Annotated in this window: 17 protein-coding genes and 1 pseudogene; 7 read left to right on the top strand and 11 right to left on the bottom strand. The window is 71.8% G+C overall.

What is annotated here, in order from left to right; genetic code table 11:
- Position 1 precedes the first annotated feature (1 nt).
- A complete protein-coding gene (locus ACIRL2_RS47055) occupies positions 2-208 on the bottom strand; it encodes a type II toxin-antitoxin system VapB family antitoxin (RefSeq protein ID WP_395873533.1) in 207 nt (68 codons plus the stop codon).
- A gap of 406 nt (positions 209-614) precedes the next feature.
- Here ACIRL2_RS47055 and ACIRL2_RS47050 point away from each other — a divergent pair, with 406 nt between their 5' ends.
- A complete protein-coding gene (locus ACIRL2_RS47050) occupies positions 615-1,241 on the top strand; it encodes a hypothetical protein (RefSeq protein ID WP_402241253.1) in 627 nt (208 codons plus the stop codon).
- Positions 1,242-1,794: 553 nt separating this feature from the next.
- Positions 1,795-2,295, top strand: coding sequence for a hypothetical protein (locus tag ACIRL2_RS47045; protein ID WP_402241251.1), 501 nt, complete (start codon positions 1,795-1,797; stop codon positions 2,293-2,295).
- 79 nt (positions 2,296-2,374) lie between these two features.
- On the opposite strand, the gene ACIRL2_RS47040 is transcribed toward ACIRL2_RS47045, so the two are convergent.
- The 5 genes from ACIRL2_RS47040 to ACIRL2_RS47020 form a co-directional block, all read right to left on the bottom strand.
- Positions 2,375-2,788 (bottom strand): hypothetical protein, encoded by a 414-nt coding sequence (locus ACIRL2_RS47040; protein WP_402241250.1) that lies wholly within the window; start codon positions 2,786-2,788, stop codon positions 2,375-2,377.
- Between the two features lie 363 nt (positions 2,789-3,151).
- Entirely contained in the window at positions 3,152-4,624 is a 1,473-nt protein-coding gene (locus ACIRL2_RS47035; protein WP_395873530.1) for an ATP-binding protein, read from the bottom strand.
- Between the two features lie 411 nt (positions 4,625-5,035).
- Complete coding sequence (locus ACIRL2_RS47030) at positions 5,036-5,164, bottom strand: hypothetical protein (RefSeq protein ID WP_402241248.1); 129 nt, start codon at positions 5,162-5,164, stop codon at positions 5,036-5,038.
- On the bottom strand, positions 5,157-5,774 hold the full coding sequence (locus ACIRL2_RS47025) for a hypothetical protein (protein ID WP_402241246.1): 618 nt from the start codon (positions 5,772-5,774) through the stop codon (positions 5,157-5,159). Before ACIRL2_RS47025 ends, ACIRL2_RS47030 begins: the two co-directional genes overlap by 8 nt.
- The gene (locus ACIRL2_RS47020; RefSeq protein ID WP_402241243.1) at positions 5,764-6,414 is read right to left on the bottom strand and encodes a TetR/AcrR family transcriptional regulator; all 651 of its coding nucleotides are present in this window, start codon (positions 6,412-6,414) and stop codon (positions 5,764-5,766) included. Before ACIRL2_RS47020 ends, ACIRL2_RS47025 begins: the two co-directional genes overlap by 11 nt.
- Positions 6,415-6,749: 335 nt before the next feature.
- Between ACIRL2_RS47020 and ACIRL2_RS47015 the strand changes: the two genes are divergently transcribed.
- Positions 6,750-7,370 carry a helicase associated domain-containing protein gene (locus ACIRL2_RS47015; RefSeq protein WP_402241240.1) on the top strand — a complete coding sequence of 207 codons (621 nt, stop codon included), beginning with the start codon at positions 6,750-6,752 and terminating at the stop codon, positions 7,368-7,370.
- Between the two features lie 45 nt (positions 7,371-7,415).
- Here the strand turns inward: ACIRL2_RS47015 and ACIRL2_RS47010 are convergent.
- Together ACIRL2_RS47010 and ACIRL2_RS47005 are read right to left on the bottom strand one after the other, a co-directional pair.
- Positions 7,416-8,000: pseudogene (locus ACIRL2_RS47010) on the bottom strand (transposase); the annotation flags it as partial.
- A 359-nt stretch (positions 8,001-8,359) separates the two neighbouring features.
- Positions 8,360-10,867: a hypothetical protein gene (locus ACIRL2_RS47005; RefSeq protein ID WP_402241238.1), complete on the bottom strand. Its 2,508-nt coding sequence runs from the start codon at positions 10,865-10,867 to the stop codon at positions 8,360-8,362.
- 1,629 nt (positions 10,868-12,496) lie between these two features.
- Between ACIRL2_RS47005 and ACIRL2_RS47000 the strand changes: the two genes are divergently transcribed.
- The 4 genes from ACIRL2_RS47000 (at position 12,497) to ACIRL2_RS46985 (ending at position 20,664) form a co-directional block, all read left to right on the top strand.
- Positions 12,497-13,849: an FtsX-like permease family protein gene (locus ACIRL2_RS47000; protein WP_402241235.1), complete on the top strand. Its 1,353-nt coding sequence runs from the start codon at positions 12,497-12,499 to the stop codon at positions 13,847-13,849.
- Positions 13,850-14,779: 930 nt separating this feature from the next.
- Entirely contained in the window at positions 14,780-14,920 is a 141-nt protein-coding gene (locus ACIRL2_RS46995; protein ID WP_395873523.1) for a helicase associated domain-containing protein, read from the top strand.
- Positions 14,921-15,652: 732 nt separating this feature from the next.
- Entirely contained in the window at positions 15,653-15,799 is a 147-nt protein-coding gene (locus tag ACIRL2_RS46990; protein ID WP_402241233.1) for a hypothetical protein, read from the top strand.
- 143 nt (positions 15,800-15,942) lie between these two features.
- Positions 15,943-20,664, top strand: coding sequence for a DNA-binding protein (locus ACIRL2_RS46985; RefSeq protein WP_402241230.1), 4,722 nt, complete (start codon positions 15,943-15,945; stop codon positions 20,662-20,664).
- An 819-nt stretch (positions 20,665-21,483) separates the two neighbouring features.
- Here ACIRL2_RS46985 and ACIRL2_RS46980 read toward each other — a convergent pair.
- The 3 genes from ACIRL2_RS46980 to ACIRL2_RS46970 form a co-directional block, all read right to left on the bottom strand.
- On the bottom strand, positions 21,484-21,735 hold the full coding sequence (locus tag ACIRL2_RS46980; protein ID WP_395873521.1) for a hypothetical protein: 252 nt from the start codon (positions 21,733-21,735) through the stop codon (positions 21,484-21,486).
- 26 nt (positions 21,736-21,761) lie between these two features.
- Positions 21,762-23,195: a peptidoglycan DD-metalloendopeptidase family protein gene (locus ACIRL2_RS46975; protein WP_402241228.1), complete on the bottom strand. Its 1,434-nt coding sequence runs from the start codon at positions 23,193-23,195 to the stop codon at positions 21,762-21,764.
- 127 nt (positions 23,196-23,322) lie between these two features.
- Positions 23,323-23,718, bottom strand: a complete 396-nt coding sequence (locus ACIRL2_RS46970; RefSeq protein ID WP_402241225.1) for a hypothetical protein — start codon at positions 23,716-23,718, stop codon at positions 23,323-23,325.
- Positions 23,719-23,961 lie beyond the last annotated feature (243 nt).

Genomic DNA, 23,961 nt, shown 5'->3' with positions numbered 1-23,961 from the left:
GTCACGAGACGTCGTGTGGGGCGGAGCGGTCCTCGTCGAGGAGGTCGAACTCGCCGGAGGCGATCGCGTCCGCCAACTCCCGGCGCCGGGCCGGTTTGACGGCGGCGAGCAGCGCCGCGTTCACCGTGGCGACCTTGGTGCTCGTCCCGGGATGTTCCTGGGCCTCGGCGAGCAACGCGTCCTCGAGGTCGATGAGCGTGCGGGACATGAAGGCCCTCCTCCTGGATGAGAAATTACCCTATGACATCAAACTTGCGCGGATTTGATATCAAGGTTGATCTCTGTGAGGTCGAGCAATTCGGGGGGTGGGAACCGGTATCGGCGGTGGGTCCGGGGTGTGGTCGACATCACGCGGCGGCATGTGTCCTTGGGTCGAACGTGATGCGCGACAGGTTGATGGTCCTCGACGGTGGTCGGTCTCGCCGACGGGATGGCCCGGCCGGTGACGGCGGGCTGTCGGACGCGGCTGATGGAATCCGGGCGTGATGCATTGGTCGCAACTTCATTGGCTGTACCCCCCGGGTGACGCCCCGGCGCTGTTCACGAGTCCGATTTCGGGTCCTCGCGAGCGGGCATGGCGAAAGGTCGAGGATGAGTTGTGCCTGCAGGAGGGCGTGGAGCCGCAGAGTTTCGCCGGGGTCCCGCTGTTGTGGGTGATGGCGACCGGTGGATGCGCGGTGGATCGCGACGCCGCATTGTCGGTCGCGGGCCGGCTCGTGTGGGAAGGCGGCCTCGACGAGGAGAACGTCCGCGCGAGGGAGGCGCATGCCGACCTGATCACGGAGTTGGCGGTCCTGGCGGATCGGCACCTGGGCGACCATGCCCGCGACGCCCGCTATATGAGCGCGCTTCGGGAGATGCTGGCGCTCGAGGGTCACCTCGCGTGGGTCTGGGCTCTGGACGATCCTACCGACGCCTTCCTGGGCGCCGACTGTCCGCGCTGTGGCGTGGAGGTGACGATCGCCGTGGGTGAGCACGGGGACTATTCCGCGATCCGTCACTGGCACCGTGGTGATATCGACCGCCGCCCGCTGCGGCCGGCCGAGCGCGCCGGGATGTCTGCCCTGGGTCTGCGTTTGACGGACATCGCGATCCGCGACGGCCGGACGGCGTTGTCTCGCAGCTTGCCGTACATGTTCGGGCAAGCCGAATGCCCATGCTGCGGGGAGGCATTCGCCATCGCCCTTGCGTTCGAAATTCGTGTCCGTGCTCGCAGCGGCCCGCAGTTGCCGGGCACGTGATCCCCGGATATCGGTCGCGCAAACGTGATCTCCACCGGCCCGGCGGCGGCGGGGTGCCACGGCAGGAGTACGAGCCGGGTCGGTGGACACCGGCCGAGCGGGAACGGGCCACGGCCGAGGAGTTGACGGCGCTGGGGTTCGGGCGGGTGTCGCGGACGACGGTGCAGCGCATGCGCGGCCGGTATCGGCGGCGGGGATTGTGGGGCCTGGTCGATCACCGCACGACGCGTGCTTCCGGCGGGGTGGGGGGCACCGACGAGCGGGGTGGTGGCCGCGATCACGGACGTGGTCTTTGGGCAGCGGGGGCGTTCCAAGGGGACCGTCAAGGGCTTGATGCCGTTGGTCGCGCAACTCCTCGAGGATCGGTACGGCGATGCGGTGCCGATGCCTGCGCGGGCCACCTTCAGTCGGCTCGTCGATCGACTCGCCCGTCCCGCCGACCGTCCGGGGCGGCCCGTCCGCAATCCCCCGATCACCGAGGACGGACGTGGGTTGACCACGACGGTGGCGCCTCGACCCGGGGAACAGGTCCGGATCGACACGACCCGTCTCGATGTCCTGGCCCTGTTCGAGGACGGCACGGTGGGGCGGCCCGAACGCAACCATCGCCGTCGACGTCGCCACCCGGGCCATCCTGGCTGCGGTGCTGTGCCCGGGCGGGACCCGGGCGGTGGACGCGGCGCTGTTGCTCGCGGAGATGGCGGTGCCGCACCAGGCCCGGCCCACGTGGCCCGACGCGCCGCGCTTCGCCCATACCCGGCTGCTCTCGCGCGATCGGCCGATGACGCTTGACGAACGCCTTGACGGCGCGGCGGCGCGGCCGGACGTGGTTCCGGAGACGATCGTCGCGGACCGGGGGAAGGTCTTCCTGTCGGGGGCGTTCACCGCCGCGTGCGAGACGCTCGGGATCGGCGTGCAGCCCGCTCCGCCGTACGCGCCGACGGCGAAGGGCATCGTCGAGCGCACCTTCGGGTCCATCAACTCCCTGTTCCGCCAACACCTTCCCGGGTACACCGGCTCCGACGCCGGCCGACGCGGCACACGCCGAGCGTGAGGCGTGTTTCAGCGTCGCCCGCTTGCAGGACCTGCTCGACGAATGGCTCGTGCACCGGCACCACCGCCCCCACGAAGGACTACGCCATCCGGTGATGCCCGGGGTCGCGTCGACGCCGAACCGGATGTGGGCCGCCCTGGTCGCGGCGTGCGGATACGTGCCGGTACCGCTGAGCCGCGGCGACCACCTCGAGTTGCTGCCGGTGCGATGGCAGGCCGCCGGCGAACGCGGGATCCGCATCGACCACCGCACCTACGACCACGAGATCCTGGGCCCGCTTCGCGGGCAGTCCTCCGGCGTCGCCGCCCGAGGCGGGAAGTGGGAGGTCCACCACAACCCGCACGACGGCCGCCAGGTGCGGATCCGCCTGCCCGACGGCGAGTCGACCGAGATCCCGTGGATCCACCGCGAGCACGCCCACCACCCGTTCGACGAACACACCCGGCAATACGTGCGTGCCACCGTCATCCCCCACACCGACGCCGACACCCACGAGGCGAACCTCGCGGAAGCCTTCGACCGGCTCATGCGCCGTGCCCGCGCCGGAAGGGCCACCCGCACCGAACAACGCCTCCATGGCGGAGCGGTTGTGGCGCGGCGGCGGTGCCGGGTGGCCTCGGACGTTGCCGGCGGACGGGGCGTTTTGCCGCGAGCTTGGGGAGCGGGTTGGGCGGTGGCGGTTGGGGCCGGTTGTCGCGGTCGACTATGGCGGGCCTTTGATCGTGTGGATGGGCGCCGTCGTCCGCCGACGGCGTGGGGGCGCGGGTGGGGGTGTGGGGTTCGGGTGGGGGGACGATCCGTGGCGGGTGCGGCAGGAGGATCGGCGGGTGTCGGCACTTGTCGGGCCGGGTGGGTGTCATGTCCGTCCGTAGAGCGTGTGGAGGTCTACGAGGAGGATGTCGGGGTCGGCGTGGGCTGCGGCGCGGGCCTTGTCGTTGAAGCCGGCTCCGCTGAAGCAGACGAGTCGGGTGTGGGTGGTGTCGTAGCGTCCGGCATGGCCGATGAGGGTGCGGATGGCGCGGAGGCGTTCGATGTGGGCGATGCCGATGATGTCGTTCCACTTGGCCTCGCCGATGGCGAGCATGGGGGGTTTGGTTCCCTCGGCGATGCCGATGACGGCGACGTCGATCTCGTGGCCGGTGCGGGCTTTGGGGTCGTGGACGGTGCCGTGGCCGACTCTGGCGGGCAGGCCTCCGAGGAGGTCGGGGTCGGCGTGGTGCAGGGCCCAGTCCCGGCAGACCTGTTCGAAGTGGGGGCCCAGGACGTTGCCGGCGAAGCGGCGGCGGCTGGCCTGCCAGACCCGGGGGGCGCTGCCGGGGCGCTCCAGTTGGTCCCAGACCGGTCGCATGATGGCGTGGTGGAAGCGGATGAGTGGTTCGGCGATGCGGTAGGTGGGTCGGTTGTCGCGGAAGACGTCGGCGTCGCGGTGGAGGAGTCCGGCGTCTTCGAGGACGTTGATGGGGTGTGCGATGTCGGTGGCTTTGCGTTCGAGGTAGCCGGCCATGCCGCCGCGGGTGGCGTTGCCGTCGGCGACGGCGGCGAGGACGGACAGGTACAGGGTGGTGTCGCGCAGGTCGGGTTCCTCGGCCAGGAGGTAGCGGGCCTCACGGAAGAGGGGTGTCTCGGGGTTGAGGACGGTGCGCACGACCCAGTCGTCGAAGTCGTCGGGGCCGGTGGGGCTGTCCCCGCGGGCGAACTCGCGGCGGTAGGCGGGGGTGCCTCCGACGACGGCGTTGACGCGGAGGGCGAGGTGGGGGTCGGTGATGTCCCAGAAGTCGGCGGCGAGGCGGTAGTCGAGGGGACGGACGAGCAGTTCCAGACCCGCGCGGCCGCGCAGGGGGGCGTTGCCGGACAGGAGTTTGCCCATGAAGGACAGGGCCGAGCCGCACAGCAGCAGTCGCGCGCGGGAGGCGGTGCGCTGATCGCGCAGGGGGCGGAACGCCTCCTGGATGATGGAGGGCAGTTCCGGATTGGCCTTGGCAAGGTAGGGAAACTCGTCGATCACGACGGGTACCGGCCGCTCCGTTCCGAGGGCGAGGAGCGCGTCGACCACCTCGAACCAATTCTCGAAGTGATGGGGGCTGGTCGGCCGGGTGTGGGCGGTGAGGCTCGCGCTGATCCGACGCAACGACTCCGCGTCGGCGGCCTCGGTGGCACCGAAGTAGAAACCCCCGGCGGCGCGGCAGGCGGCATCGAGGAGGAACGTCTTGCCCTGGCGTCGCCGTCCGGAGACCACGCCGAGGCTGGCCCCGGATTGCTCGTCGGTGATGAATCGGGTGAGCGCCGACCATTCGTAGTCGCGATCGAACATCTCGGGGGGCTTGTCCATGGCGACCTTCCCTTATAGAAGTACAGTTCCATAAACCATACCTCTATTCGTATGGAAGGCGTCACGGCCGAGGTCGATCCCGACCCGGGCCGCCGCTCGACGTGGTGATCCACGCCCGCGGCCCGGCCACCCGCCGCCCGACACCCCCACAACGGCCGGGCCGGACGGGGTTGTCTCGGCGGCGCACCCGTCGGGCGTCCAGGTAGCGCAGGGTCCGGCCGAGGGCGCGCGGCCCGCAGCGCAGCCCGGTACGGGCCGCCCAGAGGGCGCGGGCGCCGGTGCTCGGGGTCGCGCCCGGCGGGGTGAGGACGGCCGTAGCGAGGGGTTGACCGTCCGCGCCCACGAGCGCGGTACGGCGTGCCCGGGCGAGGCGGGCGTGGGTGCGCAGGGTCGCCCGGAACCAGTGGGTGCCTACGGGGCCGAGCCGCCGCGGATCCAGGTGACGGCGGGCTCCCGGGCGAACGCGGCGGCCGGCAGGACGGCGCAGACGACCGGGTCGGTGTCGGTTCGCCGGAATCCCTCGGCCCCGGCTTCAGGCATCCCGCGTCCGCTCCAGCGGCGCCTCGGGCACGAGGTGGCAGACGAGCAGCTTGAGGAAGAACAGCGGCGCGAACCAGGCCAGTGCCGCGGGCACCGACACCCAGAACAGGTTGACCAGGACGGCCGCCGTCACCAGGGCCATCGCCACCGGCCGCCTGACGTGCACGGGCGCGAACTCCACGACCGGTGCCCCGCCGAGCAGCAGCGCGGCGTTGGTCAGTGTCCAGGCGAGGTCACCGGACAGGACGACCAGCCCCATCGCGGCGAGGTGGATCAGGTGCGCGGAGACGAACAGCAGCCGGGCGCGCCTGGCCCCGGGGTCGGCCCGGTGGTACCAACGCTTCGCGGCGTTGGTGGCGTTGGTCAGCACCCCGCCGATCAGGTCGAGCCCGGCCAGGACGACCACGACGAGCTGCGCGGTGGACCAGTGGTGTGCGGCCTCCGAGGTCCACAGGCCGGCCGCCAGGAGCGCGGCGCAGCCGAGGAGGCCGAGGGTCTCCACCACGGACTCGGAACGCGACTTGCCGGGGCCCATGAACCGCTCGAGGCGTCCCGCGAGGCCGGGCGGGGTGGCCGGTATCTCCCAGGAGATCCGCAGATCAGCGCGCATCGGTCGGGTCCTCTCCGGCACCTGCGGCGGGCGCACCGACCGCCCCTCCCCACAGGCCGTGCAGCAGGCTCCACAGTTGTGCCCAGGCCTCGTCTTCCGGGAGGTCCGCGGCTTCGGCCAGGGACTCGGTCGTCATGCGGGCCAAGGCCCAGGCATCGGCGGCCCGGACGACCGCCGCGGTCACCGACACCAGCAGCCCGTGGTCCACGTCGGTGCGGATCACCCCGAGCCGCTGCCCGTCGGTGACCAGGGCGCCGAACCAGTCGAGCCACCGGCCCCCGTCGGTGCGCCCGATGGCGGCATCGGCCAGGGCCAGGTCCTCGGGGTGGTCCCGCAGGTGGGCGGCGAGGGCTGCGGAGCCGGCGGCGAACCGGGACCGGAAGTCGGCCTCGTCACGGGCCGGGACCCAGGGGCCGAGGGCGCCGAGCAATCGCTCGAACACCCCGTCGAGGACGACGGCGAGCAGGTCCTCACGGCCGTCGAAGTAGTGGTAGGCGGCGGTCTTGGAGACCCCCACGGCTTCGATGATCTTGTTGTAGGAGGCGCCCTCGGTGCCGTGCTCGGCGAAGTGTCGGCGCGCCACCCCCAGGATGAGCTCCCGGCGCTCGGGGGGCAGGCGATCGAATCGGGGAAGAGGCATGACCTCACGGTACCACTGGGGTGTACCGACAGTACACCCCAGCGGTACACCTCTTCACGGGCCGGATCGGCCGACTCCCCGGCGAACCCGCCGATCCCCGCCGCGCGCACCGAAGCGGCGCTCGCGCCGGTCGCGACGCGTCCTGGACATGCTCGCCACACCCGCTCCCAGCGGACCCAGGGCCAGGGCGAGAGCGATCGACGTCGACGACGCCGAACGCCGAACGCCGAACCGCCGACGACGGTGAGCACATTGAGGAACGGAACGACGTCGAGCCCGGTGACCGCGACGAACGCGATGACGCCGGCGTCGAGGAGCGGTTCCTGGTGCGGTTCATGACCGACCGCGACCCCACGCTCCTGCGCGACTTCACCAACCTGCGCGTCATCACCCCCGAACGCCGCGACTGGCGCCGCGGATACCACGCCGCCACACGCCGGCACGCCACCCACGGCCACTTGCGGGTGCCGCTGGAGAGCATCGACTACGACACCCAGACCGGAACGTCCTACCCGCTCGGGCAATGGATCGGGGACCAGCGGCGGGCCCGGGAGGCGGGGTCGATCACCCCGCACCGCGTCGAGCTGCTGGAGCGGCTGGGGATGGTGTGGAACACCGACGACACCGCGTTCGAAGCCGGACTCGCCATAAGTCGCGCGTACTTCGCCGTCCACGGACACCTCGCCGCACCCAAACCCGCCGCCGTCAACGGCTACCCCGTCGGCCAATTCCTCGCCAACTGCCGACGAACTCTGGAAACACGCCGGAACCCCGAACGATGGCACCAACGCTGGGCACGGCTGGCCGAGATCGACCCCGACTGGAACCCCGCCGGACGACCCGACCCCGCCGAGCGGTGGTCGCTGGACTGGCAACGCATGCTCGCCGCCGTACGCCTGCACACCGAAGCCGGCGGCCACGTCGACGACCTGGTGCCCGGACACACGGGACTGTAAAATGTCCGGCTCTGTCCCGTAATCGGTGGTAACGCCCCGGGTTGATCACCGGAGCAGGATCCGTTGGCGCAGGAGCGGGAAGCCGGCGCGGCCGTGCATCTGCCTCATGATCTTCTTGGTGCGGGTGTTGACGCCTTCAGTGCGGCCGTACGGGAGGGTGAGGCCGGCGTCGATGGCGGCTCGGTCGAGCTCGAGGCCGTTCGCGAAGGAGTGCAGGTGGGGAAGGTCAACGGCGCGAACCTGGGTGATCCAGTCGGTGAGTTTGGCGTCGTTGCCCTCGGTCGGGGTCAGGAACTGGGCGAAAACGCCGACGAGGCGGGCGAGTTCGCTCATCTCGGGGCATGCGGCGGTGAGTTCCCGCGGGAGTTCGGCGTCCTCGGTGCGCAGGTTGTCGGGGCGGGTCAGAAGTAGCCGGGACAGACGCCGCGGGGTCGTGACGGGCTTGCCGCCCTCGGCGCGGCCCTGGGTGATGTACCGGTAGAGCAGATTCAAGCTGCCGGTGTAGCCCAACTCCCGGATCTCTCCGAACAGTTGCCTCACGGGAACGGCCGGGTCGGCGGCCCGGCGGGGGCGAAGGTGGTCGCGGTAGGGGTCGACGAGGGTAGGCCGGTACTGCGGTGCACGGCGCTCCAGCGTGGGTTGAGCGCGTCGACGTGCTTCCCGACCGCGAGGCCGCCACCCTGGAAGCCTGGCTGCGCAAGCATCCCGGCGTCGAGGTCGTGTGTCGGGACGGATCGCCCACCTACGCCGCGCCCGCCGCCTCAACCTCGCCCCGAACACCGTCAAGCGGTCTTGGACCTGTTGCCGGCGTTCCCCGGTGCCGGGCCGGGTCGGGTTCACGGTCGCCCAGCATGCGGTGTGGGAGCGGACCTCGGCCGGGGTCTTGTCACATCGGCAGCTGTGACCCTTCGTTGCCACCGATTACGGGACAGAGCCTAAATCCTGATACTCCCCTGTGAAATCACAGCGGCGTGGCTGCTGGTCCGGGGTCAGGACGTGGCTTTCGCCGCAGTGGTGATCAGCTCCGGCAGGGTGCCCTCGAAGTCGCGCGACAGGCGCAGCGCCACGACCCAGGCCTGTGGGTTGCCGTCGAGGTGTTCGCGGATGAGGTGTTCGAGGGTCGTGCGCGCGACGGGGTCCCGGTGTATCGGCTCCACCGGCAGGCCGATGACCGGGCGAGCATGGCGCAGGAGGTCCTCCGGGGTGATTGTGCCCTGATCCAGGGCGTCCTTCGCCCAGGCGTCGTCGGTGTGCAGTCTGCGGCGGGCCAGGCCTCGCAGCACCGCCGCGGGCGTTGGTGGGCGGGATTCGACGAAGGTGGTTTCGCGTGGGCCGGGACGCAGCGTTCGGGGGCAGCCGGGGAGTTCCGCGAGATCGGCGAGGATTTCGTGGTGCAACCGGCCGTGGGTGAACTCGGTCTCGACGGCAGCCCAGTCCCAGCGGTAGCCCTCGTTCAGCAGTTGGGGCAGTGAACGCGCGGTCGTGCTGTGCAGGCGCCGGGCGAGGCTCGTGGGTGAGTCGCAGTCGTGGACGTGTTCGCGCAACTTCTGCAGGGCGGCGTCCGGGTCGGGCTCCGCCCGCAGCGAGGTGATCAACTGCTTGGTGGTGTCCAGGGCCCAGTCGGGCAGCACGACCTGCTCGCGACCGCCGCGCTCCCATTGGCCCAGTGCCAGCTTCAATTGAAGGTGTCGGGTGTTCAGGCGCACACGTGCCAGTGCCGCCGCGATGAGCGCGGGGTCACCGGATCCCACGAAGGGGGCGAGCCATCGCCGGTCGACGAGCGTGTCGGGCGCGAGCAGTTCCGCGACCAGTGTCGGCGCGAGTTCGACGCGCGGGCGGTTCGCACCCGGGTGTCGTGGGACGCCTTGGACCAGGTCGAGGAGCAGGCGACCGTTCGCGTGGATCTGGTAGATCAGTCCCGCGTTTACGTCGGCATCGTCAAGGGCCGCCAGGGGTGCGACGGAGTCGGCCGGCAATCGGCGGTGACGGGCCGTCAGTGTGCGTTCGCGGCTCGGGGCGCCGGTGATCAGCTCGGGGAGTCGGGTGGGACGCCACCGGCCGTGCACGACGACGTCGTAGGCGGTGCGATCGTCCAAGTGTGGGAGCAACGCCTCCAGTGCGTCGTCGTCGGCGGCGTCGGTGAGCGCGACGAAGGCCGCGCGGCGCGCGTCGAGGCGTGGCGTCGCGGTGTGACCGGGCAGTTCTCCCGCGTGGGGCCACGGGGAGGACGGCCCCTGTGTCGTGCCCGCATGGTGCCGCGCCTCCTCCACCAGTTCCGACACCGTGCCACGGAATCGGTTCAGTCGGTCGGCGATCTCGCGCCAGACCGAGGGGTCGGTTCCCGGTCCGGTCCGGACGAGTTCGGCCAGGCGGGCGTGAAACGCCGTCCACACCAGGGAGGGCGACTCCCCTGCTCGGTGTGCGAGTTCGAGCACGACCTTGGCAGGGCGCGCGTGATCGAACAGGTCGTCGCCGGACAAATCGTGCCCGAGGCAGCGCTCGACCAGGATCGTGAGTACCTTCGTCGTCACTCGTTTGGGCGGCAATTCGAGCAGAAGTGCGCCCGGAGGCGTCGTGGCGCTCACGCCCAGCAGCTCGGCGGGGCGAGGGTGGGTCATGCACAGCGCGGCCACCAACCGGGCCGGGCAGTCGGTGTGTTCGACGAGGGCACGGGCGGCCTCGGGACCGAACGGCAGCGCTTCGTGTGCCGCTCGAAGAGCGTCGCCGTCGATGTCCTCGCGGCGGCTCACGCTTCCCGCCGCGGCGTCGTACGTGTCCGCGTCGCGCAGTTCCGCGATGAGGCCTTGTGTGCCCTCGGCGTCGACGACCGCGACGCGCAGGGCTTCGACGCCTGCGGGCGTGGCGATGGCCGCGTCGAGGAGATCGCGGACGTCGGCGTGGAGCGTGCCGGGCTCACGGAGGTCTTCGAGCGCCGTCCATAGTGCGTCGACACCGCCGTGGGTGTGCACGGACAGCAACGCTCGCAGTTGCTCGGCCCTGGTCAGGTCGGTGCCGCGCACACGCAGTACGTACTCCGGTACACCGGGAAACGGGCACACCACGGCCGACCTCAGGGAAGGGCTCTTGGCGTTCCCGAAGAGCCATTCGCGTAGTCTCCTCCACGACGGTTCCCGCTCGGGCCGCAGATCCGCCGCGGCCAGGACACGTCTGCGGTCACGTTGTGTCCACGTGGTGCCCGACAGCACGATGACGGCCACTCGCGGATCACCCGTCGCGGTCAACCGATCGCGCAGGTCCTGATCGGCCTCCACTGCCTTCGTGTTGTTCGCGAGCGCCTCGAGTCCAGGCGTCCAACCGGCATCGCACACGGCATGCACCAGGCTGGGTGGCGGATACTCCTGGACCAAGTGCTGCAGGAACAGCCCTGGTTCCCGTTCGAGGTTGTGGCGATGATCGGCCGCTCGACCGACGCCGATCAGCAGCGCGTTCGGTGACACCGCCCAATGCTTCGGCGCCTCGTCTAACGTGTACGTCATGTAGAGCCCCGTTTCGCCCAGTCGCTCGTTGCCCCCGTGTCAAGGAGGAACGCGGGCGACTGTAGCCATCCGGTGCGACAGTCGCGCGGTCGCCGCCGCGTCGGATCGGACGCACACCGGGAGCTTCCAGGCCTCACCGGGGTACGTCCCTCGCCCGTGCTCCGCCAACGGTTCCGGGCCGGTGACCAGGCCAGGTCCGGTCGCCTGGGCACGAGCATTTCGATGGGCTGTCGGGAACTGCTCCCGCGACGATGCACTCACGCCCGACGAGCCGCCATCGCGAACTCCGTGACCGACCGGCCCTTCCATCCCACAGCGCGCGAGCGCCGGAGCACGAATCGGCGACGGCGATCCGGCCGCGGCCGCGCACCGTGGGCACGCGTAACGCTCGACGTTCAGGAAGTCCACCTGCTCGCGCAGCTTTTCATTCTCGCGCTCGGGCCGGCGGTCCCGCTTCCGTCACACCTTCGCCCGCACGCCCAAGCCCTCGGCCCGGCGGCTCGCCGAACCGGGCCGTGCCGGAGCACTGCGGCGCGACGCCTCCTGTGGCGGCCAAGCGTCAGGTGCGCTACCCCGTGCCGCCCCGTCATGCTCGCCCTGTCCGTACCGTATGGGCGCCGTGGCGCAGGCCCGGAGCCTTCTGGCTCGTCGCCGCGGCATGCGCGGCTGCGAGTGTGCTCAATCGGGCCGGTCACCCGAACCCGGATCAACTGGTCGGCTACCGACTGATCGGCTTCGTCCGGCTGTGGCCCACCCTCACCGTGCCCCTGCTCGTCGATCGTCGAACCTGGCAACACTCGCAGGCCCGGGCACGTGTGTGCGAAGCCGCCCCGCGTCAAGCTCGACCAGATGACTCCCCCGGATCCCGGCGAATCCGGAGGATCGTGTCGAGTCCGACTCCGCGGCGGGTGGGTCGAGTCCGACTCCGCGGCGGGTGGAACGACGGGCGCTTGGCTTCCCGAACCATGCGGCATGTCCCGCATGCGGCCATGACCGGGAGGCAGGCGTCAGCGCGGCCATGGGCAAGTCGGTTCGGTATGAGCCGGTTCGGTTGACGCCCGTGCATATCGGTGCAGTGGCGTGGTGGTGCTCTCGCACGATGTACCGCGCGGCCGGGACCGGGAAACCCAGGGGACCGCTCAAGGTTGCCGCCGCCAGGCGGAACCGGCGGATTCGGCGCGCGTGAGGCGCCGTTGCCCCCTTTTGAGGAGTGTTCCGTAAGATGCCGTGCGTTCATCCGTCCCTGCCGTCACGGCCGCCCTGTGCCTGGGAATTGCCGTGGGAGCTGCCCTCGCACACGGACGGCCGCCACCCTGCGTACGCCAGGCCTGCCACGGACTTCCCGAATGGCTGGGCGAGTTGGAAGTGCCTCCACAACGTCGGCGCGCCCATCCGCGAGTCCGAAAGCCTGAACGCGGCGCTCGTGGGTGGATCTGCCGGGCGCCGGCTGAACGTCGACAACGGCGGATGGGTCTCCGGTTCGGCTGGAACGGGACCACCCGCGGCCGTGGGCACACCACGTCTCGGTTCCCTGGGTGCTTCGGCCGCGTCGGGGGTGTGGTTTCCCGAACCCCGATACGGGAGGCTGCGCCCTCGGCCGGGGGCCGGTCGGGCGGCCACGCTGGAGACATGAGAACCACAGCGATGCCCGCCCTCGCGTATGCCGGGATGCGGGCCCGTCCCATGACGTTCGCCGGAGTCGCCGCCGCCGTCTTCCTCACCATCGCGTCCGTGACGCTGTTCGGGACGCTCGTCGCGACCCCCGCACCCCCGGCCCCCGACGGCCGGGCCGGACTCGCGCTCCTCGGCGGCGCGTTCGGCGAAATCGCCGTCGTCGCGGCGGTGTTCGTGGTCGCCACCACCCTCGGCTACGCCACCCGCCAGCAGCAGCGCGAACTCGTCCTGCTGCGCGCCGCGGGCGCGACCCCCCGCCAGGTGCGGCGACTCGTCCGGCTCCAGATCGCCGCGGTCGTGGCCGTGGTCGGTCCGCCGGCCTGGGCGACGGGAGCGTACGGCGCGCGGTGGTTCGTCGACGCTCTGGCCGCGCACGGGTTGGCAGCGCACGGAATCGACGTCCCCGCCGCACCGGTCCCGATGGCGGTGGCGTCCGCCGTGGCGGTACTGGTGGGCGCCGTGGTGGTGCCGATCGCCACCCGCGGTGCCACGTCCGGGCGGCCGGTGGCGCCGGCGCCCGCCCGCAGCCTGTTCCGGCTCGCCGCGGGTGTCGTCGTACTCGCAACCGGCGGTTGGTTCTGCATGTTCCTGCGCGGCCGATCGCCCGACGAGGCCGGCCAGGGCGCGCTGCTCGCAGCCCTGATCCTGCTGCTCGGTGTGGCGCTGCTCGGGCCGTTCCTGGTCCACGCCGCGGCCGCGGTGCCGCTGCGCCCGTACGCGCCGCGAGTCGGCAGACTCGTCGCGGCCAATCTGCGTGGGCACGCCCGGCGGGTGTCGGCCGCGGTGGTCCCGGTGGCCCTCCTGACGGGTCTTGCCTGCACGTTCCGATTCGTCTCGGACACCATCGATCACACGTCGCGTCTCGACGCCGGGTCCGCGCTCGCCGGCGTCGCCTCGCCCGGCGACGTGTGGCTGCGGCAGGCCGAACTCGTCCTGCTCGCCTGCTTCGGCGCCGTCGCCACGGTCAACTCGTCGGCGGCGCTGACCCTGGAACGCCGCCGGGAGTTCGCACTCCTGCGGCTGATCGGCGCCCCGCGCGCCCTGGTCGCACGCATGTTGGCGGTGGAGACGGCGCTCACGGCCGCCGTGGGCATCGCCGCCGGAACCGCCGTCGCGTGGGCCGCGGCGGCCGCGTTCGGCGCCACCCTGCCGGGCGCGCCGCTTCCGACGATCGACATGGGCGCGTACACGATCGTGGTCGCCGGCGCCCTCGGGATGACCGGCGCGGGCGTGGCGGGGGCAGCGGTGCGCGCGTTGGCCGACCCGGCCGTGTCCGCAGCGGCCGAAGGAACGGAGAGCGACGGCTGACCCGACATCCCGGGGCCGCGTCGCGCACGGCGCGGCCCACCCGCGCGCCGGTGACGGGCAGCTTCCGCGTGGCGTCGCCGACCCAGGATCCCACGTGTTCGACGAAACCGTTCTCGGCGAGGAACAGCAGCAGTTCGCCGAGAATGTCGGCGTTGACCCCCGTGGCGGATCCGGTCGTCACTCCGCCCCCTCGTTCTCCTTGGCCGCAGCCGCCTTCCCCAGCCCGGCAACACCACACGGCGCCATCGACAGGCCCGATCCCCAGACCGATAACCCGACCGAAAGTCGCAAGGAAAATCAGACAGGAAACCGTGACCGGAAGCCGAGAGGCGCCGCAGGAACCGCCACACCGGCGACACCGCAGCGGCTCAACCGCGGCCACGACCCATCGACAGGACGTTCCAAGCCTCACCCACCGAGACAGCCCTCGGAAAGGACACCGATCAGGAACGACACGAACGGCCACCGAGAGGCGACCTCGTCCACCGTCCACGGGGTTTCCCAACAGAACCGACCATCCGTCCCAGATCCTGCAAATCCAATGGTCGGCACATGGTCAATCGACAAGATCTTTCAAAACAGCCGGGGACGGAGCAAACGGCACGCCAGGCATGCAGCCGACTTCCTGGCCGAACAAGGCGACAGATCGCGGTCGGACGGCGTGGGCCTGGGCGTCGTGCACCGCAGGACGGCGATCGGGCGGCGGGTCGCCCGGCAGCACTCCGGATGGGACGGCCTCAACCAGGCAACAACGCGAGCAGCTGCTCGCGCTCGGGCTCACCCCACTCACGTTGGTCAACGAGGCGGCCGAGGCCGCGGTGCCGGAGGGGCTCGGCCGAAGCGCACGCGCGAGCAGGCGTGGGCGATCGCGCTCGCCGCGGCGGCGGCGTACCCAGCCCGGGTGGGGCACATGGAGGGGCCGCGGGCCCCGTGGAGACCGTGACCGCGTTCGACGGCTGGGCGGAGGACGTACGGCTCGGACTGTGGGTGAGCACCACCAGGAGCAGGAGGACGAAACTCCCGGCCGAGCGGATCGCGGCGTTGGACGCGCTCGGGATGCGATGGACGTAGCCGGCGACGCGAACGGGACTGGCACATGGCAGCTTTCGCCGACGCGGAAGCGGGCCATCGTTCCGATGGGGCGCCTGTGGGGCGCGGGACGCGTTGGTGTCACGAGCGTGTCACCGTCGGGGTGGAATCGGCGCCCCGGGCTTCGAGGGGGGTGCGGCCGTTCGGTGTTGCCGGGTGGTGTTCGGTGGCCCACCAGTGCGCCCAGGCCGACAGTTCGGCGATGAAGTCGCGAAAGGACGGTGTCGGGCCGGCGGGTGTGCGGTCGGGTCGTCGGCGGGGTTGTTGGGGGGTGTGGCCGGGCAGGGCGGCAAACAGCATCCGCTCCACGCAGTGGTTGAGGTTCTCGATGCCGCCCTTGTGGTCCGACGGCGGTGGTGGCAGGCGCCTGGCGTTGTTCGGCGGCGAACTGCCGCTCGACGACCCACCCCCGTGGGTGGGCGGGGCGTTGCCGGTGGGGATCGGGCTGGTCGTCGTCGCGGCCGTTCGCGGGTGTGGCCCACGGCCTGTGGGTGCAGGCGTTGCGCGGGCGTCGGGACGCGATCGGTGTGGGAGCCGCGAGCGGGGTGGTGAACGTCGCGGCGGGAGAGGGTGGTCCGCCGGTGTCGTCGTACGCCGCGGACGCCGGATGGTCGGCGGCCGGCTCGTGCCCGACGCCCGGTTCTACGGAGTGGTCGTCGACGTCTTTTCGGTCGGGGCCGAGGATGCCCCGAGCCTGGCCCCTTCCATGTGGGTGTGCGTCGGAGACTCGTCCTGGGTGTACTCGCCCAGGGACGCGTCGAGGGAAAGGTCCCGGACGACCGGGTGCGCCGGCTGATTCTGGTCCTGGCACTGCTCGGCGGGATCGTCACGCCCGCCGGGGGTACGTTCGTTGGGCTGTGACGCGTCGCCCCGCCCGCACCCGTGGGTGCCGCATGCCTGGGAGCCGCGTCTCGCGGGGGCGGGTGTCCGGAAGCACCCGTATGGTTTGCCGCGACCGGGCGCCGGTTCGCCGGCGCCGTACGATCACCGAGAGGTGTACGAGCGTGGGCACGCGAGAGTCGGCCGATTTCCCGGAGTGGATACGGCTGCACCATCCACACGACGCCGCGAAGGTGTTCGTGTTACTCCCCGACCTGGCCAAGGACCTGGCGAGGGCCCGCGATCGGGCGTGGTCCGCGCCCAAGACCGCGTTGGGGATCTATCAACGCATCGCCCACGAGCTGAGCGTCTCCTACCCGCACCTGCTACCCGCGCTCCACGAGTACGCCGGCCGGGTGTTCCTGAGCACGCGGCATGCGACGTTCGCGGCGCAGATGCTCGGCGCCGCGCGCCTGGCCGAGGCCGAGCACGGGTTGAGCGTGGACGACGAACACGTGGACGAGGTGTTCCTGGAGTTCGCGGTCGCCGACGCGCTGCCGGCCAAGGCGGTCGCGGAGTACTCGAAGGACCTGACGACCCGGTTCTCGGGTGCGGAGGCCTTCCGCCGGTTCACCCGATTGTGTGTACGACGCACGGAGGCGGGGTTGGCCCCGTCCGCGCAGATGGCCTCGGCGGTGCGCCGGCTCGCGCGCGCAGCGGGCGATCAGGCGGCGCGTGAACAGGCTTACCTCGCCGAGATGCTGGCCCTTCCCGCGGTGATCGACGCGCCGTCGGGTTGGTGGAGTGCGCACCGGCCGGCTCTGGTCGACCTCGCGCGGCGCGATCCGGCCGTCCGGGGGATGCTGCTGAAGCTGATGCCCGGCAGCCACGCCAATCTGACCGGCGACCAGACCCGGGCGCTGATCGTCGAGTGGCTGGCGTTGCTGGAGGCGTCGGGGGCCACCGCCGGATTGGGCGACGGCGCCCAGGTGAGCGCGCCGGAGCGGCCCGCCGACGGCACGGCCGGCTGGCTCGACCGCGTTCTGCGGGCGTGGGGCGGCGGATGGGGCGGTGACCCGCGACTGCCGCTGCTGCACGCCGTGGTGACGCGGGTGGCCGACCGGCTGCGCTCCGAACTGATCGCGTCGGGTCGGACGGTCGCGATGGGCAGGACGCTCGAATGCGATCTCGACCTGTTGGACCTGCTGTTGGCCTTGGACGTGCCGGTGGCGGACCCCGGGCCGCTTACCCGACTGGAACCGCTCCGATGGGCCGAACAGGCAGACCGGCGCGACCTGCTCTCGCTGGCCGCCGAGCCGCGGTTCGCCGGGGCGTTCGGCCGGGGCGCCGACGGCTTCTACAACGATGGGGACCATCTGCGCGCCGTGCGCACGTTGGCCGCTTCGCCTGGCGGGCGCACCCTGTTGACGGGATGGGTGTGCGACGTCGCGCGACGGTCCGCGGTGGCGGAGGGCTTGCCGCAACTGCCGGCCGCGCACGGACGACTCGCGTGGCTGCCGGACGACATCGTGGCGTTGGCCCCCGAGGAGGTGGCCGCGGCGGCGCGGGTCGACCTCGTGCGTGAACTCGTACGAACCCTGCGGGGCGGGCTGTTGGACGAGTTGAGTTGGCCGGACTTCGAGGACGCTACCGGCGGCGGTCGCACCCACACCAACCCCGTCATGGCGGACGCGTGGCCGCATCTGATCGTCGCGAAGGGGCCCGAGGTGCGCGTGCTCGGCCCCGAGGGCTGCGTGCTGCGCCACGAGGCACGGCTGCCGCCCGAACGCGACCGACGTGGCCGGCCCGCGTTCCACTTCGTGGATGGCGCGTTGCTCGTCTATTGGCGGACCTACCCGAACAATCTGTTCGGGTATTGGCACCGCCCCGACGCGGCGGAGAACGAGGTCGTGGCGCTGCGGGGGAAGCCCGACCCCGAGAAGTGGTCGCTGCGTACCGGCGCGGTCTCGCTGCCGGTACCGGGCGGCGGGCGGACCACCGGTGGCGGGACGCTGCGCCCCGGCGACGACGTGGTGCCCGACGAACTGCCGGTGATCGGCGACGGGACCACGTTCCGGGTGTGGGACGAGAGTTCGTCGTCCTGGCTCGGCCACGACCCGACGACCGGGGAACGAGGCGACCTGTCCGCGCTCGACTTCCCGACCGCCGCGCCGCCGTCCAGGCACGCTTGGGTACGCCCCGCCCCCTCGGCGGAGTCCACCCCGCTCGGGGTTCCGGTGGACGGGCTGCTCGCGTGGGAGGTGACCGTCCTGCCGGACGGCTCGATGCGCGGCCGGGACCTGGCGGGGCGCTCGGTGACGATGCCCGCGCGGCTGCGGGACGACTACTTCGAGAACCACCCGTTCGGTGCGTTGACCCTGCCCGGTGACGCTCGTCTCCGAACCCTGGTCCGGAACCGGGACGACCGGGTCCTGCTGCTCGACCCCGACGGCGTCGTCACGGCCGTGGCCGACGAGCGCTTCGTCGCGGGTCACCCGACGCTGCCGCCGACCGCGTATTGGTCCCACCTGCGCCCGCGCGACCCACAAGGCTCCGCCGCCCTGCGGGCGATCGACCACGAGACGGCGGCGGCGCTGCTCAAGGCGGCGACGGCCGAGGGCGTGGACCTGCCCGGCACGGTGCGCGCGTTGCTCCCGGGGATCGGCAGCGACACCCTGGCGGCCGGGGTGGCGGGCGTGGTGCGGTTCACCGCCGAGCGGCAAGCCGTCCTCGACGGCGTCGCCGACCGGCTTGTCGCGCATCGACGCCCCGAGCGCGAGTTCGGCGATCCGCGCACCGATCCGAGCGATTCCCTGCTGGGCAAGGCGCTCGCCGGCCTGTACCTGAGCCGATATTCGAAGGCGGTGGGCTTTCACGGGATTCAGGGCGTCCAGCTCGCGTTTCGGCAACTCCGCGCGCTGCTCGAGGCGCTGCGCGACGAGCGCCCGTCACCCGCGGCCGGGGAGATCGACGAGCGACTGCACTTCGGCGGGGCGGAACTGCGCAGTTCCTCGGTGCCGTGGGGCACTCTCCTGGGGGTGTGTGACGCCGTCGCCTTTCGGGCCGCGGCCCCCACGACGCCGCCGGAGGAGCGCGAGGCGCTGCGCCGGCTGTTGGAATCGATCGACGTGTTGGGTCTGGACTCGGCCCGCGACGGGCACTGGCGACGCGTCGAACTGCGGCTGGAGCACGAAGCGTTGGTCGCCGCGCGATGGCGGAGCGACTGGCACGACAGTTCGCGCGGTGTCCTGCGGCTTCCCGACGGCGCGTTCCTGGTCGTCGTGGCGGCGAACGACCCGGAGCACGGCTCACGCAGCCGCGATTCGGGCTGCGACTTCACCGCGCTGTTCCACGACCCGACGGGCCGGTTCGAGGTGCCCGCGCCGTACACGGTGACGGCCGTGGAACCGATCGGCGCCGACCGCGAGCCGGGTGCGCTGCGCGCGTTCCTGGCGGAGTGGGCCGAGCGTGGGCAGTTCGGGTGGAACCCGGCGGCGGCGGACGAGTTCGCCGAGGCAACCGGTGTCTCCCGCGCGCTCGCCCGGCTCGTGGTGGCGGGCCTGCCGGCAGCGGCGGGCAAGGACGCCCCGGCCGCCGAACTGCGCGAGATGCTCGGCCTGAAACCGGCCGACACCCGGGTCGCGGCGGCCGACGTGGCTCGACTCGCGCTCGACCGGATTCCCGCGGAGGTGGTCGCGGCGCTGTTGCCGGCGGACCCGGCGCGACTGTGGACCGACGGCCCGGACGTGACCGCCGCCATCGCGGTGTGGAACGCGCGGGTGGGTCGGCGGATGCCGCTGCCCGACGCCTTGCTCACCGAGGCCGCGGGCGTACCCGCCCCGGCGTCGATGTCACCCTGGCAGCAACCGTGGCCGGCGGACCCCGCACTGCGCGCGGTACTCGATCCGACCTCTTCGCCGGAGTTGACCCGGGATCTCGGGTGGCGAACCAAGCGCGGCGAGGTTTCCGAGGCCGGGCCGCCGGGCCGCGGCTTCTCCAACGGCGTCCTGGTCGGTACGACCGCGATGGCGGCCTGGCTGGCCCACCGGCTGCCCGCCGGCGACCCGTTGCGGAACGCCCTGTCCACAGCGTTGGGCCTGATCCGGGAGCGGCTGTCGGCCGCGGGCATGGTGCTCGAGTTCGGCCCGAACGTCCACTACGGCGCGTTCCGCGAGGCCGCGGGCAGTCCGCATGAAACGGGAGACGGATGGGAGCGGTACGGCGCGGTCGTGATCGCCGCGCTCGACTGGGACCGGTACGCAGGCATCGTGTCGAACCTGGTCGTACGAACCGACCTGCTCGACGAAGCCGGCAGCGACCCGTACCTGCGCGAGGTGTACGCGCTCGACGAGTGGACCCGCAGGTCGGAGCCGACCCGGGAGGCGCTGCGCCTCGCGTTCGATCCGGCCTTCGCCGCGCTCCTCGCCGACCCCGGTGACCCGGCAGCCGGTGGGCACGGTCCGGACGGCACGTGGTGGCCGCAGGACCCCACCCGGTCGGTGCCCGACCTGGTGGGCGAGCTCGGCAGCGTATACGGACTGGGCGAGGACGCCGTCGCCATGTATCTGATGCTGCTGGCGATGCCGGATCCGACCGACCGCAACATCGCGCGCTGGACGGGCTGGAAACCGGCCCGGCTGACTGCGGCGCGGGCCGAACTGGCCACGACCGAACTGGTTTTGCCTGCGCGGCGTGCCAGGGCCGGGCGTTCGCTGTTCGTGCCCGGTGAGTGGCTGGCGAAGAAGTCGCCGCAACTACCCCTGGAGGCGTGGAAGCTGCCGCTGTTCGGCCTGACGGGTGGTCAATATCCGCCGCTGGGCGTGCTCGTGCCGCTCGAGCCGGCGGCGGACCTGTACCGCCGGGCCTGGCGACGCGTCCAGGAGGGCGACGCGCCGGACCTCGCGTAGCGCCGAACGGGCCGTGCGATCGTCCTCGCCGAGGCCCGGGTGGCCTCGGCGAGGACGGCACCGCCTCGAGAAAGGGTGCCCCGGTGAACGCGCACGCGCCCGATCGGGCGCGTGCGCGCGTCCCCGTACCGACGGTGTCCGCTGCCCGATACCGAGGTGGCTTTCCGCGCACCGTCGACAGCAGTGGGCCTGGGGGCGTTCCTCCCTTTGCTTCGTCCGCCACGCCTCATGGGCCCGCGGGGACGGCACGGGCGCGTCAGGATGGTTGCGCAGGTGGCGCCGGCAGGGGCGGTCGCAGTCGCCTCACCGGTGGCTTCGCGCAGGTACCACCGGATGCGGCCGAACAGCCGCGTCAGGCCCACGCGTGTCCTGCCGGCCGTCACGGTCGGCAGGACGCGGTGTGGCCTCGAGGGTCGCCAACGACCCGACAGTCGAGCCCGCGAACCACACACGGCGTGGTCTCCCCCGGACGCGACCCGGAACGGTCCTCGACACGCCCGTGAGAACCCGGCTACTGCGCACTGCGGCTCCGCGCGTCGCCCGTCGAAGATCCGGAAGTCCTCCACCGGACACAGTGTCGTGCGGTTCGCCGACAGCGGGACGATGCCGAGACTGATCGAGGGCAGCGACGCGAGCGGGAGCAGATGACCGAGCTGGGCGTTCGACCGTGAGCGGGCCGACAACCGGTCGGTTGTGATCACACGCCGTGTCCGGGGCGCAACGGGGATGGCGAGACCCCGGGCGGGCCCGGCCGGGGTGTGCTCCACTTGTGCAGAAGCGCGGGGATGCCGAGGCAACCGGCTTGATTTCGGCGGCTGTTCACGGCCGCGCGACCACCTGGGCCAGAGGGCCGTGGGTGGTGATGAGTTCCTCGACGCGTTCCGCGTCTGCGCTGGGGAGGGAGCGGAGGGCGTGGGTGTACATGTTCGTTTCGCGGGTCCAGTGGGCGATCGCGGTGCGGTCGCCTCGGGTCTCGACGTCGGATAAGTGGGTGCGGGACCAGGATTCGAGGATGGTCAGGATGCGGGCGGCTTCCGCTCGCCGACGGGTCACGTGGTCGGAATCGGTCATGGGACTCTCCCCCTGTGGTGGGATGTTCACGGTTTCAGGGCCTTGCCTTGCAGCCATGCGTACGGGTCGATCGGGGCGCCGCCGCCGGGGCGGACTTCGAGGTGGAGGTGGGGGCCGGTGACGTTGCCGGTCGAGCCGACCTTGGCGATGATCTCGCCGGTGGCGACGCTGCCTTGGGGGCGGACGAACGAGGACAGGTGGCAGTACCAGGTGAGCGTGCCGTCGCCGTGGCGCAGGACGATGCGGTTGCCGTACGCCCCCGCCCAGGCCGCCTCGACGATCTCGCCGCCGCCCACCGCGCGGACGTCGGTGCCTTCGCCGGCGGCGAAGTCCAGGCCGGTGTGGTTGTGGGCCCAGCGGTCGCCGGACTGGCCGAAGCGGGCGGTCAGCGTGTACGAGGCCAGCGGTAGTGTCCAGCCGCCCTGTCCTTCGCCTCCTCCGGTCTTCGCGAGGGGGGCCACGGCCGCCAGTTGCGCCAGGACCGAGGGGCGGACCACCACGCCTTTCGACCAGTAGCCGGAGTCCCGGAAGTGGGCGTAGCGCACGTTGAAGCCGGTCTTGGGCGCCTCGATGATCGTGTCGTCGCCGAATCCGGGGATCGTGCCCACGTACATGCCCACGTGGCCTTCGTTCGGGAAGACCAGGTCCCCTGGGAGCAGCGGCTGTCCGGTCACCTTCGGGCCTGCGTCGATCTGGCCGTAGGTGTCCCGGGGCAGCTTCAGCCCGGCGCCGCGCAGGTATGCCATCTGCATCAGGCTGCTGCAGTCGCAGTGCCGCGCCATGTTCGGGCCGTGCGCGTCGGTGCAGTCGCCGCCGTAGGAGTACGACGTCCCCAGCTGCTGCTGGGCCCAGGCGATGATGGCCGTCATGCCCTCGCCGGTCTCGGCCGACGCTGCCGCCGCGGCCAGCTCTGCCGCGGTGGCCTTGATGATGCGCACGTACTCCTGGGTCTGGGCGTACGGCGGGATGCCCTGGTATTTCCTGACCGCGCCCGGGCCGGCGTTGTAGGCGGCCAGCATCAGTTCGATCGGGTCGCCCGGTATGCCGGCGACCTCCTTGAGGACCACGCAGTCGTAGTTGGCCATCGAGTAGATGGCGTCGATCGGGTCGAACGGGTCCTTGCGGCCGTCGTTGTTGCCGTCGACGCCGTAGGTGGTCCAGGTGCCCGGCATGAACTGGGCCAGGCCCTGCGCGCCGACGTTGCTCACGGCGCGCGGGTCCCACGCGCTCTCCTGCTTGAGTTGGGCCGCGAGGAGCGCCGGGTTCAGTTCCGGGCACTTGGTCGCCGCCTGCTCGATGTGCGGCCGGTACTCGGCGGGGATCTTCGCGTCCTCGCGCAGCGCGCCTCCCGAGCCCGTGAGCGTCACACCACCGCTGTCGCCGCCCCCGAGCAGCAGCACCGGGACCAACACCATGAAGAGCAGCATCCCGGCGAGCACCGACACCACGAAACGCACCACCTCCGAACCCCCAAATCATGAAAGTGAAGACGAAGAACCCATGGGTGAACCCGCGACCGCGCTCCGCGCGACCGCTCAGTACGACAGATCAGCTGGACAGGTCAACGAGGCAGGTCAGTCGGACCGCTCAGAGCGACCAGGCCCGTGCGACCCGCCACACCCCGTCGTTCGCGCGGTGTAGTTCGACGCTGATCGGGGCCTCGTCCGCGCGGTCCACCTCGCCGTCGCGTGCCGTCAGCTGCCATGCGCTGACCTGGACGAACACCACGCCGGGGCCGCCCGGCGCGGCGGGGACCACCGCGGCGTGATGGACTCGGGCGGTGACCGTGCCGCGCGTGGCGACGAACGTGCGCCAACCCGCGCTCTCCCGGGCCGCGCCCGGCGCCGGCAGGTCCCGGACCCAGGCCTCGGTGGCGAACCGCGCCAGCTCCCGCCGCCACCAGGCCTGGTCGTGGTCCCAGCGGTAGGACAGGTACACCTCGGCGAACGCCGCCGCCACCGCCGCCGGGTCCGCGAGGTCCACGCCGGACCGTGCCGCGACCGGTGGCGGCACCGTGCGAGCGGGTGGGCGTTCGAACGGGACCGACGCCGACGGTGCGCCCGTCCCGGCGGGGGCCGGGGGCCGGGACGGCCCGGAAGTGACCGTCCGCGTAGCCCCCGTGGGCGCAGCCGCGGAGTCGGTACCCGGCGGGCCACCCGGGAACGCACACCCGCCCACCGTCAGGCACGCCCCCGCCAGCACGATCGCCGCCACGGCGCGCAGCCC

Origin of the sequence: Embleya sp. NPDC127516, from assembly GCF_044765325.1 — a bacterium.
In the GTDB taxonomy this organism is placed as follows: Bacteria; Actinomycetota; Actinomycetes; order Streptomycetales; family Streptomycetaceae; genus Embleya.
The sequence above is the reverse complement of the archived record's forward strand: the minus strand, read 5'-3'. Positions and strand labels throughout refer to the sequence as shown.

Excerpts from the sequence above, each read along its gene's own strand:
- ACIRL2_RS47025 (WP_402241246.1), bottom strand. The coding sequence starts at position 5,774 with ATGCGCGCTGATCTGCGGATCTCCTGGGAGATACCGGCCACCCCGCCC.
- ACIRL2_RS47000 (WP_402241235.1), top strand. The coding sequence starts at position 12,497 with ATGAGAACCACAGCGATGCCCGCCCTCGCGTATGCCGGGATGCGGGCC.
- ACIRL2_RS47035 (WP_395873530.1), bottom strand. The coding sequence starts at position 4,624 with ATGGACAAGCCCCCCGAGATGTTCGATCGCGACTACGAATGGTCGGCG.
- ACIRL2_RS47015 (WP_402241240.1), top strand. The coding sequence starts at position 6,750 with ATGACCGACCGCGACCCCACGCTCCTGCGCGACTTCACCAACCTGCGC.
- ACIRL2_RS47005 (WP_402241238.1), bottom strand. The coding sequence starts at position 10,867 with ATGACGTACACGTTAGACGAGGCGCCGAAGCATTGGGCGGTGTCACCG.
- ACIRL2_RS47020 (WP_402241243.1), bottom strand. The coding sequence starts at position 6,414 with ATGCCTCTTCCCCGATTCGATCGCCTGCCCCCCGAGCGCCGGGAGCTC.
- ACIRL2_RS47030 (WP_402241248.1), bottom strand. The coding sequence starts at position 5,164 with ATGCCTGAAGCCGGGGCCGAGGGATTCCGGCGAACCGACACCGACCCG.
- ACIRL2_RS46980 (WP_395873521.1), bottom strand. The coding sequence starts at position 21,735 with ATGACCGATTCCGACCACGTGACCCGTCGGCGAGCGGAAGCCGCCCGC.
- ACIRL2_RS47055 (WP_395873533.1), bottom strand. The coding sequence starts at position 208 with ATGTCCCGCACGCTCATCGACCTCGAGGACGCGTTGCTCGCCGAGGCC.
- ACIRL2_RS47045 (WP_402241251.1), top strand. The coding sequence starts at position 1,795 with ATGTCCTGGCCCTGTTCGAGGACGGCACGGTGGGGCGGCCCGAACGCA.